The organism is Burkholderia seminalis (genome assembly GCF_001718535.1).
Classification (GTDB): Bacteria; Pseudomonadota; Gammaproteobacteria; order Burkholderiales; family Burkholderiaceae; genus Burkholderia; species Burkholderia seminalis.
This window is the reverse complement of sequence record NZ_CP013398.1, coordinates 319671-333100: the sequence shown is the minus strand read 5'-3', so window position 1 is coordinate 333100 and position 13430 is coordinate 319671. Positions and strand designations below refer to the sequence as shown.

General features: G+C 62.2%; 10 protein-coding genes. All 10 read right to left on the bottom strand.

The features are described 5' to 3' along the window. Window position 1: 1 nt before the first annotated feature. The 10 genes from rplW to rpoC all read right to left on the bottom strand — a co-directional run bounded on the left by rplW (window position 2) and on the right by rpoC (window position 13426). On the bottom strand, window positions 2-316 hold the full coding sequence (gene rplW, locus WJ12_RS01435) for a 50S ribosomal protein L23 (protein WP_004199275.1): 315 nt from the start codon (window positions 314-316) through the stop codon (window positions 2-4). Then, window positions 313-933: a 50S ribosomal protein L4 gene (rplD, locus tag WJ12_RS01430; protein ID WP_006477192.1), complete on the bottom strand. Its 621-nt coding sequence runs from the start codon at window positions 931-933 to the stop codon at window positions 313-315. Before rplD ends, rplW begins: the two co-directional genes overlap by 4 nt. Further along, window positions 933-1583 carry a 50S ribosomal protein L3 gene (gene rplC / locus WJ12_RS01425; protein WP_006482922.1) on the bottom strand — a complete coding sequence of 217 codons (651 nt, stop codon included), beginning with the start codon at window positions 1581-1583 and terminating at the stop codon, window positions 933-935. The genes rplD and rplC overlap by 1 nt, the downstream gene beginning before the upstream one ends. A 178-nt stretch (window positions 1584-1761) precedes the next feature. Beyond that, window positions 1762-2073 (bottom strand): 30S ribosomal protein S10, encoded by a 312-nt coding sequence (gene rpsJ, locus WJ12_RS01420; RefSeq protein ID WP_004199280.1) that lies wholly within the window; start codon window positions 2071-2073, stop codon window positions 1762-1764. Between the two features lie 286 nt (window positions 2074-2359). After that, on the bottom strand, window positions 2360-3550 hold the full coding sequence (tuf, locus tag WJ12_RS01415) for an elongation factor Tu (RefSeq protein WP_006482910.1): 1191 nt from the start codon (window positions 3548-3550) through the stop codon (window positions 2360-2362). 42 nt (window positions 3551-3592) lie between these two features. Next, complete coding sequence (fusA, locus tag WJ12_RS01410; protein ID WP_006482929.1) at window positions 3593-5695, bottom strand: elongation factor G; 2103 nt, start codon at window positions 5693-5695, stop codon at window positions 3593-3595. Window positions 5696-5818: 123 nt separating this feature from the next. Next, on the bottom strand, window positions 5819-6289 hold the full coding sequence (gene rpsG / locus WJ12_RS01405; protein WP_006477195.1) for a 30S ribosomal protein S7: 471 nt from the start codon (window positions 6287-6289) through the stop codon (window positions 5819-5821). 172 nt (window positions 6290-6461) lie between these two features. Next, the gene (rpsL, locus tag WJ12_RS01400; RefSeq protein WP_006400662.1) at window positions 6462-6842 is read right to left on the bottom strand and encodes a 30S ribosomal protein S12; all 381 of its coding nucleotides are present in this window, start codon (window positions 6840-6842) and stop codon (window positions 6462-6464) included. Between the two features lie 227 nt (window positions 6843-7069). Then, window positions 7070-8917 carry a DNA helicase RecQ gene (gene recQ / locus WJ12_RS01395; protein ID WP_059557063.1) on the bottom strand — a complete coding sequence of 616 codons (1848 nt, stop codon included), beginning with the start codon at window positions 8915-8917 and terminating at the stop codon, window positions 7070-7072. Window positions 8918-9184: 267 nt separating this feature from the next. Then, entirely contained in the window at window positions 9185-13426 is a 4242-nt protein-coding gene (gene rpoC / locus WJ12_RS01390) for a DNA-directed RNA polymerase subunit beta' (protein WP_034191214.1), read from the bottom strand. Window positions 13427-13430 lie beyond the last annotated feature (4 nt).

Genomic DNA, 13430 nt, shown 5'->3' with positions numbered 1-13430 from the left:
ATTACTTGGCCTCCGCTTCAAAGTTGATTTCCTGGCCGGGCTTCAGGCAAACGTACGCCTTCTTCACGTCCTTGCGGCGGCCCATCGAACGGCCAAAGCGCTTTTGCTTGCCCTTCTGAACCAGCACGTTGACGGAATCAACTTCAACCTTGAACAGCAGCTCGACGGCCGCCTTCACTTCCTGCTTCGTGGCATCCGGTGCGACTTCGAACACGACTTGCTCGTTCTTGTCGGCAACCAGCGTCGCCTTTTCCGAGATCACCGGTGCGAGCAGGACCTGCATCAAACGATGATCGTTCTTGCGAATCTCGCTCATGACAGCAACTCCTCGATCTGGGCGACCGCAGCCTTCGTGACCAGCACTTTCTTGAAGTAGATCAGCGACAGCGGGTCAGCGTAGCGCGGCTCGACAATTGCCACGTGCGGCAGGTTGCGCGATGCCAGGTACAGGTTTTCGTCAACCGTGTCGGTGATGATCAGCACGGAGTCGAGACCCATGGTCTTGAATTTGTCGGCCAGCAGCTTGGTCTTCGGCGCTTCGAGGATGATGTCCTCGACGACCGACAGGCGGCCTTCACGGGCCAGCTGCGAGAAGATCGAGCAGAGACCTGCGCGATGCATCTTCTTGTTGACCTTGTGCGAGAAGTTTTCTTCCGGCGAATTCGGGAAGATACGACCACCGCCACGCCACAACGGGCTCGACGACATACCGGCACGAGCACGGCCCGTACCCTTCTGGCGCCACGGCTTCTTGGTCGTGTGCTTGACTTGCTCACGGTCCTTCTGTGCGCGGTTACCCTGGCGAGCATTCGCCTGGTAAGCGACGACGACCTGGTGGATCAGCGCTTCGTTGTAGTCACGACCGAACACGACGTCCGATGCGTTGACCACTGCACCTTCCTGACCATTTTCGTTCAGGAGCTTGAGTTCCATTATTTCGCCCCCTTGGTCTTGACGGCCGGCGTCACGAAGACCTTGCCGCCCTTCGCGCCCGGAATCGCACCCTTCACGAGCAGCAGCTTGCGCTCTGCGTCGATACGAGCGATTTCGAGGTTCTGCACCGTCACCGTCACGTCACCCATGTGACCCGTCATGCGTTTACCCGGGAAAACACGACCCGGATCCTGCGCCATACCGATCGAGCCCGGCACGTTGTGCGAGCGCGAGTTACCGTGCGTGGCACGGCCGGAGGAGAAGTTGTAACGCTTGATCGTACCGGCGTAGCCCTTACCGATCGACACGCCTTGCACGTCGACCTTCTGGCCCACTTCGAAAAGATCTGCACCGACCACGGCGCCATTTGACAGCTCGGCTGCCTTGGCCGCGTCAATGCGGAATTCCTTGAGGATTTCACCGGCTTCGACACCGGCTTTGGCGAGATGACCTGCCAGCGGCTTCGTCACGCGCGATGCACGACGGGAGCCGAATGCAACCTGCACGGCCGTGTAGCCGTCGGTTTCAACAGTCTTGATCTGCGTCACGCGGTTGTCCGACACGTCCAGCACGGTGACGGGAATCGAATCCCCTTCAGCCGTGAAGATACGGGTCATGCCAACCTTGCGACCTACGAGTCCAAGGCTCATCATTTTCTCCATTCCCGACTGCGATTGGTCGGGGCTGATTTACAAAATGCCGGGCACGCAAGGCCCAACTTTTTTACGCGAATACGCGAAAAGCCAAGCAGTATAGCCCGACCTTTCCATTTCCGCAAGCAATACAAAGACTTAGCGCCGCCCGGCATGCCGATCGGCGCCGGAAGCCTTACTGCAGCTTGATTTCCACGTCGACGCCAGCCGGCAGGTCGAGCTTCATCAGCGCGTCGACGGTCTTGTCCGTCGGGTCGACGATGTCCATCAGGCGCTGGTGGGTGCGGATTTCGAGCTGATCGCGCGACGTCTTGTTGACGTGCGGCGAACGCAGGATGTCAAAACGCTGAATGCGCGTCGGCAGCGGCACCGGGCCACGGACGATTGCGCCAGTCCGCTTCGCGGTATCGACGATCTCGGCAGCCGATTGATCGATCAGACGATAGTCGAATGCCTTCAGGCGAATGCGGATTTTCTGTTGCTGCATGACGATTCCTTGAAAAGAGCGAGGCGATGTTGCATCGCCGGACACTAAAAGAACGTGAAACATGACGCCAGCGGGGAGCGAAGCATCAGGTTCCGGACAGTACTTCCACTGCTAAACCCGCGATTCTACACGAAATTCTGAAACCGTGGCGTGCATTTCACGGCCCGCGCAACGCGCCGCCGGAAAAACAAAACCGGGTGCCAGCACAAGCTGGACACCCGGTTTCGACGGCACAACTGCGTACCGCGGAATCGCGGACCCCGTCGGGATCCGCGGATCGTCGATGTTACTCGATGATCTTGGCGACGACGCCGGCGCCGACCGTACGGCCGCCTTCGCGGATTGCGAAGCGCAGACCTTCTTCCATCGCGATCGGAGCGATCAGCTTCACCGTGATCGACACGTTGTCGCCCGGCATCACCATTTCCTTGTCCTTCGGCAGCTCGATCGAGCCCGTCACGTCCGTCGTACGGAAGTAGAACTGCGGACGGTAGTTGTTGAAGAACGGCGTGTGACGGCCGCCTTCGTCCTTGCTCAGCACGTACACTTCAGCCGTGAAGTGCGTGTGCGGCGTGATCGAACCCGGCTTCGCCAGAACCTGGCCACGCTCCACGTCTTCACGCTTCGTGCCGCGCAGCAGGATACCCACGTTGTCGCCTGCCTGACCTTGGTCCAGCAGCTTGCGGAACATTTCAACGCCCGTGCAGGTCGTCTTCACCGTCGGCTTGATACCGACGATTTCGATTTCCTCGCCGACCTTCACGATGCCGCGCTCGACACGACCCGTCACCACCGTACCACGGCCCGAGATCGAGAACACATCTTCCACCGGCATCAGGAATGCGCCGTCAACTGCACGCTCCGGCGTCGGGATGTACGTGTCCAGCGCGTCGGCCAGGCTCATGATCGCCACTTCGCCCAGCTCGCCCGTGTCGCCTTCCAGCGCCAGCTTCGCCGAACCCTTCACGATCGGCGTGTCGTCGCCCGGGAAGTCGTACTTCGACAGCAGCTCGCGAACTTCCATCTCGACCAGCTCGAGCAGTTCAGCGTCGTCCACCATGTCGCACTTGTTCAGGAACACGATGATGTACGGAACGCCAACCTGACGCGCCAGCAGGATGTGCTCACGCGTCTGCGGCATCGGGCCGTCAGCTGCCGAGCAAACCAGGATCGCGCCGTCCATCTGCGCTGCGCCCGTGATCATGTTCTTCACATAGTCAGCGTGGCCCGGGCAGTCGACGTGTGCGTAGTGGCGGTTCGCCGTTTCGTACTCGACGTGTGCCGTGTTGATCGTGATGCCGCGCGCCTTTTCTTCCGGTGCCGCGTCGATCTGGTCGTACGCCTTCGCTTCGCCGCCGAACTTCTTCGTCAGAACCGTCGTGATCGCTGCCGTCAGCGTCGTCTTGCCGTGGTCAACGTGACCAATCGTACCAACGTTCACGTGCGGCTTGGTCCGCTCAAACTTTTCTTTTGCCATGATTCTCTTCTTTCAAAAAATAATCAGTTGGTAGCTGCAGATTTACTTCGACTTCGCGCTGATGATCGCTTCGGCAACGTTGCGCGGAGCTTCAGCGTAGTGCTTGAACTCCATCGTGTACGTTGCGCGACCTTGCGTCAGCGAGCGCAGCGACGTCGAGTAACCGAACATTTCCGACAGCGGCACTTCGGCGCGAACGATCTTGCCGCCGCCGACCATGTCTTCCATGCCCTGGACGATACCGCGACGGCCCGACAGGTCGCCCATCACGTTGCCCATGTAGTCTTCCGGCGTCTCGACTTCGACGGCCATCATCGGCTCGAGGACGACCGGGTTCGCCTTGCGCATCGCTTCCTTGAACGCCATCGAACCGGCCATGCGGAACGCGTTTTCGTTCGAGTCAACGTCGTGGTACGAACCGAACGTCAGGTGAACCTTCACGTCGACGACCGGGAAGCCAGCCAGCACGCCCGACTTCAGCGTGTCCTGGATACCCTTGTCGACCGCCGGGATGTATTCACGCGGAATCACACCACCCTTGATCTCGTCGAAGAACTCGTAGCCCTTGCCTTGTTCGTTCGGCTCGAGCGTGATGACCGCGTGACCGTACTGGCCGCGACCACCCGATTGCTTGACGAACTTGCCGTCGACATCCTTCGCCGTCGAGCGGATCGTCTCGCGGTACGCAACCTGCGGCTTGCCGACGGTTGCTTCCACGCCGAATTCACGCTTCATCCGGTCGACCAGAATTTCGAGGTGGAGCTCGCCCATGCCCGAAATGATGGTCTGGCCCGATTCTTCGTCGGTCTGCACGCGGAACGACGGGTCTTCCTGAGCCAGACGGTTCAGTGCGAGGCCCATCTTTTCCTGGTCAGCCTTGGTCTTCGGCTCGACAGCCTGCGAGATCACCGGCTCCGGGAACACCATGCGCTCGAGAACGATCGGGTTCGCCGGGTCGCACAGCGTGTCGCCCGTGGTGGCTTCCTTCAGGCCGACCGCAGCAGCGATGTCGCCTGCGCGAACTTCCTTGATTTCCTCACGCTGGTTCGCGTGCATCTGCAGAATACGGCCGAGGCGTTCCTTCTTGCCCTTGGTCGAGTTCAGCAGCGTGTCGCCCGAGTTGACGACGCCCGAGTACACACGGAAGAAGATCAGCTGGCCGACGAACGGGTCGGTCATGATCTTGAACGCGAGCGACGAGAACTTCTCTTCGTCCGACGCCTTGCGCTCCGCTTCTTCACCGTTTTCGAGCTCGCCCTTGACCGGCGGGATGTCGACCGGCGAGGGCAGGAAGTCGATCACGGCGTCGAGCATACGCTGCACGCCCTTGTTCTTGAACGCGGTACCGCACAGCATCGGCTGGATTTCGCACGCGATCGTACGGTCGCGCAGCGCCTTGACGATGTCGGCTTCCGGCAGATCGCCTTCTTCCAGGTACTTGTTCATCAGGTCTTCGCTGGCTTCGGCAGCCACTTCGACCATCTTCTCGCGCCATTCCTTGCAGGTCTCCGCGAGCTCGGCCGGGATGTCGACGTAGTCGAACTTCGTGCCTTGCGACGCTTCGTCCCAAATGATCGCCTTCATCTTGATCAGGTCGACGACGCCCTTGAAGTTTTCTTCCGCGCCGATCGGCACCACGACCGGAACCGGGTTCGCCTTCAGGCGCAGACGGAGCTGGTCGTAGACCTTGAAGAAGTTCGCGCCGGTACGGTCCATCTTGTTGACGAACGCGAGACGCGGCACCTTGTACTTGTTCGCCTGGCGCCACACCGTTTCCGACTGCGGCTGCACGCCGCCCACTGCGCAGTACACCATGCACGCGCCGTCGAGCACGCGCATCGAGCGCTCGACTTCGATCGTGAAGTCGACGTGGCCCGGGGTGTCGATGATGTTGATGCGGTGTTCCGGATAGTTGCCGCCCATGCCCTTCCAGAAGGCCGTGGTAGCAGCGGACGTGATCGTGATGCCACGTTCCTGTTCCTGCTCCATCCAGTCCATCGTGGCTGCGCCGTCGTGGACTTCACCGATCTTGTGGTTCACACCGGTGTAAAACAGAATGCGCTCGGTCGTCGTCGTTTTGCCGGCGTCGATGTGAGCGCTAATACCGATATTGCGGTAGCGCTCGATAGGAGTCTTGCGAGCCACTTTGATCCTCTACTGGGATAACACGATGCAGCCCGGCTGCATCATGCTTCAACACAAACGGGCGAGGCGCCTGAAAAGCGCACCCGCCCGGAATTTATTTCCGCTAACAGCCCAGCCAGGCGCTTAGAAACGGAAATGCGAGAACGCGCGGTTGGCTTCTGCCATGCGGTGAACTTCGTCGCGCTTCTTCATCGCGCCGCCACGGCCTTCGGCCGCTTCGGAGAGTTCACCTGCCAGGCGCAGGGCCATCGACTTCTCGCTGCGCTTCTTCGCAGCCTCACGCAGCCAGCGCATCGCCAATGCCATACGACGCGACGGGCGCACTTCGACCGGAACTTGATAGTTGGCACCACCAACGCGACGGCTCTTCACTTCGACCACCGGCTTCACGTTGTTGAGCGCAACCGTGAACACTTCCAGCGGGTCCTTGCCACCCTTGGTCTGGATTTGTTCGAATGCGCCATAAACGATGCGCTCTGCGACCGACTTCTTGCCGGACAGCATCAGCATGTTCATGAACTTGGCAACATCAACGTTGCCGAACTTCGGATCCGGCAACACTTCCCGCTTGGGGACTTCGCGACGACGCGGCATGATTCTTCCTTTACTTGTTCAGTTGGAGCTGGTTCCAGCTCCGCGGCCACCAACAAACCCGATCACATCTTCACGACTAACCAGCTTGGCCGGGTGACCACTTACTCGACAGCACCGGCAATCCGGCACTCCCGCCTTGACCGCCCTGCGGCGATCCCTGATCAAAAACTGCTTACTTGGCAGCCTTTGCACGCTTCGCGCCGTACTTCGAGCGCGCTTGCTTACGGTCCTTGACGCCCTGGGTATCCAGCGAGCCGCGAACCATGTGGTAACGCACACCCGGCAAGTCCTTCACACGGCCGCCGCGGATCAGCACAACCGAGTGTTCCTGCAGGTTGTGGCCTTCACCGCCGATGTACGAAATCACTTCGAAGCCGTTCGTCAGACGAACCTTGGCGACCTTACGGAGTGCCGAGTTCGGCTTCTTCGGCGTCGTCGTGTACACACGGGTGCACACGCCGCGACGCTGGGGGCAGTCCTGCAGGGCCGGGCTCTTGCTCTTCGTCGTTTCCGACTGACGGCCTTTGCGAACCAGTTGGTTGATGGTTGGCATTGTTTATTCCTGAAATTGAACAAAATCTGCGCATCGATTTCGGGCAAAGCGAGAATCGGCGCACAGTTGACTTCCGCACCGGCGAATCGGGCGCGCGCTTTCGAACGCGACACAGCCCACCGAATACCGGAACCCAGCATAATAGTCCGGAAATACCAACTAAGTCAACGGGTTGCGTGATTTGCCGGTCGACCGCGTGGTTTACAGGAAGGGTCCGAACACCTGTGTCAGGCCGATTCGACCACGTCGATGATCTCGTCGCCGAAGCGTTCGAGCTTGCGTACGCCCATGCCGGGGATGTGGCGCAGGTCGTCGATCGACTCCGGTGCGTTGCGCGCGATTTCCGCGAGCGTCGCATCGTGGAAGATCACGTAGGCCGGCACGCCGTCGGTCTTCGCGGTTTCCGCGCGCCACGCGCGCAACGCGTCCCACCGTGCGCGCTCGCGCGTGCCCATGCCGGCGGTCGGGTCGACGCGCGTGCCGCTGCGGCTCGACGACTGGCGCGTGCGCTGCGGCTTCACGTAGCGGCGCAGCGTGACCTTCTCCTCGTTCTTCAGCACGGCCTTCGCGGCCTCCGTCAGCATCAGCGCGCCAAAGCCGCCATGGTCGACCGCCAGGTAGCCGTACGCGACGAGCTGCCTGAAAATCGCGCGCCATTCCGGTTCGGACAGCGCCGCGCCGATCCCGAACGTGCTGAGCTGGTCATGGCCGCGCTGCAACACCTTCTCGGTGCGCCCGCCGCGCAGGATCTCGATCAGGTGGCTCGAGCCGAAATTGAAACCGCTCGCGCGCTGCGCGCGGAACACGCACGACAACGCCATCTGCGCCTCACGCGTGGCGTCCCACGACGCGGGCGGCTCGAGGCAGGTGTCGCAGTTGCCGCACGGCCGGCTCTCTTCGCCGAAGTAGTTCAGCAACCGCACGCGGCGGCACGAAATCGTCTCGCACAGCCCGAGCAGCGCGTCGAGCTTCGACGTCTGCACGCGCTTGTGTGCGTCGTCCGCATCCGATTCGTCGATCATCTTGCGCTGCTGGACGACGTCGCCGAGGCCGTACGCCATCCATGCATTCGCGGGCATCCCGTCGCGGCCCGCGCGGCCCGTTTCCTGGTAGTAGCCTTCGACGCTCTTCGGCAGATCCAGGTGCGCGACGAAGCGCACGTCGGGCTTGTCGATGCCCATGCCGAACGCGATCGTCGCGCACATCACGATACCCTCTTCGCGCTGGAACATTTCCTGGTGCTTCTGCCGCACCTCGAACTCCATCCCGGCGTGATAGGGCAGCGCCCGCACGCCTTGCGCCTTCAGCCATTCGGCCGTTTCCTCGACCTTGCGACGCGACAGGCAATAGACGACGCCGGCGTCGGTCGTGCCGTCGGCATTCGTGTGCTCCGCGCGGATGAAGTCGAGCAGCTGCGCGCGCGCGTTGTCCTTCTCGACGATCCGGTAGCGGATGTTGGGGCGATCGAAGCTCGATACGAACACGCGTGCGTCGTCGAGCGCGAGACGATGGATGATCTCGTCGCGCGTGATCGCGTCGGCCGTGGCCGTCAGCGCGATGCGCGGCACCGACGGGAAGCGCTCGTGAAGCACCGACAGCTGGATGTATTCCGGACGGAAATCGTGCCCCCATTGCGACACGCAGTGCGCTTCGTCGATCGCGAACAGGCCGATCTTCGCGCGTTCGAGCAGGTCGAGGAAGCGCCCGGTCATCAGCCGCTCCGGCGCGACGTACAGCAGGTCGATCTCGCCTTCGCGCAGCGCGCGCTCGGTGGCCGCGGCCTCGGCGCCCGACAGCGTCGAATTCAGGTAGGCCGCGCGCACGCCGACTTCGCGCAGCGCGGCGACCTGGTCCTGCATCAGCGCGATCAACGGCGACACGACGATGCCGGCGCCCTGCCCGGCGTCGCGGCGCAGCAGCGCCGGGATCTGGTAGCACAACGACTTGCCGCCGCCCGTGGGCATCAGCACGAGACAATCGCCGCCGCCGGCGACGTGCTCGACGATCTCGCCCTGCTGGCCGCGAAAGGCGGAATAACCAAAGACTTCGTCGAGGATTTCGAGGGCGCGGGACATGAATGGGAACAAGGACGGCTGAACGATGATCGCGATTTTAACAACCCGCTTGCGCGGCGCGTGGCGAATCGAGCGTTGTTGGCCGTTCGGTCAGGGTCCGTTCGCGTGCATCGCGGGCCTGTCGCGGCCGCGCGGCCGGCGATTGCGGGCATGCGCGGGCGCGGCTCAGGCACGTCATGCACGTGAACGACGGATGAAAAAAAAACCGCCCGGCGGAACCGGACGGTTTCGGTGACAGCGAGGTGAGGCGGCTTGCGCCGCCCGCACTTACTCGGCTGCCGGGTGTTGCGGCTCTTCCGCCGGCGCGCTCGGCGTGCCGAAGTCGAATGCCTCTTCCGCTGCGATCTGGTCGAAACGCTCGCGATCCGACGATTCCTTCGCCTTGCGTGCCTTGTGGAACGCGAGACCCGTACCGGCCGGAATCAGACGGCCGACGATCACGTTTTCCTTCAGGCCGCGCAGATCGTCGCGCTTGCCCATGATCGCCGCTTCGGTCAGCACGCGGGTCGTTTCCTGGAACGATGCCGCGGAGATGAACGAGTCGGTCGACAGCGATGCCTTCGTGATACCGAGCAGCACGTTGTCGTACGAGGCCGGGCGCTTGCCCTCGGCGATCATGCGATCGTTCTCGTCCAGCATGTCGGAACGCTCGACCTGTTCGCCCGGGATGAAGCGCGTATCGCCGTTGTCGGTGATCTGCACACGACGCAGCATCTGGCGAACGATCACCTCGATGTGCTTGTCGTTGATCTTCACGCCCTGCAGACGATACACGTCCTGCACTTCGTCGACGATGTAGCGCGACAGCGCCTCGATACCCTGCAGACGCAGGATGTCGTGCGGATCGGCCGGACCGTCCACGATCATTTCGCCCTTGTTGACGACCTGGGCATCGTGAACCAGAACCTGCTTTTCCTTCGCGATCAGGAACTCGTGCTGGTTGCCCTCGAGATCCGTGATGACGAGACGCTGCTTGCCCTTCGTGTCCTTGCCGAACGACGTCGTACCCGTGACTTCCGCGAGAATGCCGGCATCCTTCGGCGAACGCGCTTCGAACAGTTCCGCCACCCGCGGCAGACCGCCGGTAATGTCACGCGTCTTCTGCGCTTCGGTCGGGATACGTGCGAGCACTTCACCGACCTGCACCTGCTGGCCGTCCTTCACGGTGATCAGTGCGCCGACCTGGAAGCCGATCTGCACCGCGTGCTCCGTGCCCGGAATCTTCACTTCGTCGCCGTTCGCGTCGAGCAGCTTCACCTGCGGACGCACGCTCTTCGAAGCCTGCGAACCGCGACGCTTCACGTCGATCACGACCAGCGTCGACAGGCCGGTCACGTCGTCGATCTGCTTCGCGACGGTCACGCCTTCCTCGACGTTCTCGAACTTCACCGTACCACCGTACTCGGTGATGATCGGACGCGTCAGCGGATCCCACGTGGCGAGCTGCGTGCCGGCCTTGATCGTCGCGCCGTCGAGCTGCAGCAGCGTCGCGCCGTACGGCACTTTGTGACGCTCGCGCTCGCGACCGAAGTCGTCGGTGATCATCGCTTCGCCCGAGCGGGAAATGACGATCTGCTCGCCCTTCGCGTTCGTGACGTAGCGCATCGTCGCCGTGAAGCGCACGATACCGTTGCTCTTCGCTTCGACCGACGAAGCCACTGCCGCACGCGATGCCGCACCACCGATGTGGAAGGTACGCATCGTCAGCTGCGTGCCCGGCTCACCGATCGACTGTGCCGCGATCACGCCGACTGCTTCGCCGACGTTCACGAGCGAGCCGCGGCCGAGGTCACGGCCGTAGCAGGCCGCGCACAGGCCGTAGCGCGTTTCGCAGGTCAGCGGCGTGCGCACGCGCACTTCGTCGATGCCGAGGCGTTCGATTTCCTCGACCGCCGTTTCGTCGAGCAGCGTGCCCGATTCGTACACCGTTTCCTGCGTTTCCGGGTTCACGACGTCCGCGACCGCGACGCGGCCGAGGATACGGTCGCGCAGCGCTTCGACGACTTCACCGCCTTCGACCAGCGCCTTCATCGCGACGCCGTTCGACGTGCCGCAATCGTCTTCCACCACGACCAGATCCTGCGTGACGTCGACGAGACGACGCGTCAGGTAACCCGAGTTCGCGGTCTTCAGTGCCGTATCAGCCAGACCCTTACGTGCACCGTGGGTCGAGATGAAGTACTGCAACACGTTCAGACCTTCGCGGAAGTTCGCGGTAATCGGCGTCTCGATAATCGAGCCGTCCGGCTTCGCCATCAGGCCGCGCATACCGGCCAGCTGACGAATCTGAACCGCCGAACCCCGGGCGCCCGAGTCGGCCATCATGTAGATCGAGTTGAACGACTCCTGGCGCGTTTCCTTGCCGTCGCGGTCCGTCACCGGCTCCGTCGACAGCTGCTCCATCATCGCCTTGCCGACCGCTTCCGACGTTGCCGACCAGATGTCGACCACGTTGTTGTAGCGTTCCTGCGCGGTGACGAGACCGGACATGTACTGGCGGTCGTACTCCTTCACCTTCTTCGCGGCGTCGCCGACGATCGTTTCCTTCTGCGGCGGCACGAGCATGTCGTCCACGCAGATCGAAATGCCGGCACGCGTCGCGAGACGGAAACCCGACTGCATCAGCTGGTCGGCGAACACCACCGTCGCGCGCAGACCGCACTTGCGGAACGCCGTGTTGATCAGGCGCGAGATTTCCTTCTTCTTCAGCGGCTTGTTCAGCACCGAGAACGGCAGGCCGTGCGGCAGGATCTCCGACAGGATCGCGCGGCCGACGGTCGTCGCGTACAGCGAGATCTTCGGCACGAATTCCGGCGCGCCTTCCGACGTGTCCTCGTTGCGGACCATTTCGGTGATCCGCACGTTGACGCGCGAGGCCAGCTCGACTTCCTTGTTCTCGTACGCGCGGATCACTTCCGACACGCCCGTGAACGACAGGCCTTCGCCCTTCGCGTTGACGGCTTCGCGGGTCGCGTAGTACAGACCCAGCACGATATCCTGCGACGGCACGATCGACGGATCGCCGTTGGCCGGGAACAGCACGTTGTTCGACGCCAGCATCAGCGTACGCGCTTCCATCTGCGCTTCGAGCGACAGCGGCACGTGAACGGCCATCTGGTCACCGTCGAAGTCGGCGTTGAACGCCGCGCAAACGAGCGGGTGCAGCTGGATTGCCTTGCCTTCGATCAGCACCGGCTCGAACGCCTGGATACCGAGACGGTGCAGCGTCGGCGCACGGTTCAGCATCACCGGGTGCTCGCGGATCACCTCTTCGAGGATGTCCCACACCACCGGCGTCTGGTTCTCGACTTCCTTCTTCGCAGCCTTGATGGTCGTCGCGACGCCCATCACTTCCAGCTTGTTGAAGATGAACGGCTTGAACAGCTCGAGCGCCATCAGCTTCGGCAGACCGCACTGGTGCAGCTTCAGCGTCGGGCCGACCACGATGACCGAACGGCCCGAGTAGTCGACGCGCTTGCCCAGCAGGTTCTGACGGAAACGACCGCCCTTGCCCTTGATCATGTCGGCGAGCGACTTCAGCGGACGCTTGTTCGCGCCCGTCATCGCCTTGCCGCGACGGCCGTTGTCGAGCAGCGAGTCGACGGCTTCCTGCAGCATCCGCTTTTCGTTGCGGACGATGATTTCAGGCGCCTTCAGCTCGAGCAGACGCTTCAACCGGTTGTTACGGTTGATCACGCGGCGATACAGGTCGTTCAGGTCCGACGTCGCGAAGCGGCCGCCGTCCAGCGGCACGAGCGGACGCAGTTCCGGCGGCAGCACCGGCAGCACTTCGAGGATCATCCACTCGGGCTTGATGCCCGAGCGCTGGAATGCCTCGAGGACCTTCAGGCGCTTCGCGTACTTCTTGATCTTCGCTTCCGAGCCGGTGTTCTTCAGCTCGGTGCGCAGCGTCTCGACCTGCTCGTCGATGTTGATCGCGCGCAGCAGTTCACGCACGCCTTCCGCGCCCATCTCGGCACGGAATTCGTCGCCGTATTCCTCGACCTTGTTGTAGTAATCCTCTTCGGTCATGATCTGCCGCGCCTTCAGCGGCGTCATGCCCGGTTCGATCACCACATAGGCTTCGAAGTACAGCACGCGTTCGATGTCGCGCAGCGTCATGTCGAGCACCATGCCCAGACGCGACGGCAGCGACTTCAGGAACCAGATGTGCGCGACCGGCGAGGCCAGTTCGATGTGGCCCATCCGTTCGCGACGCACCTTCGCCAGCGTCACTTCGACGCCGCACTTCTCGCAGATCACGCCGCGGTGCTTCAGACGCTTGTACTTGCCGCACAGGCACTCGTAGTCCTTGATCGGCCCGAAGATCTTCGCGCAGAAGAGACCATCGCGTTCCGGCTTGAACGTACGGTAGTTGATGGTCTCCGGCTTCTTCACTTCGCCGAACGACCACGAACGGATCTTGTCCGGCGAGGCCAGACCGATCTTGATCGCGTCGAAAACTTCTTCCTGTTGGACTTGCTTGAATAGATCGAGCAGAGCTTTCATTGCT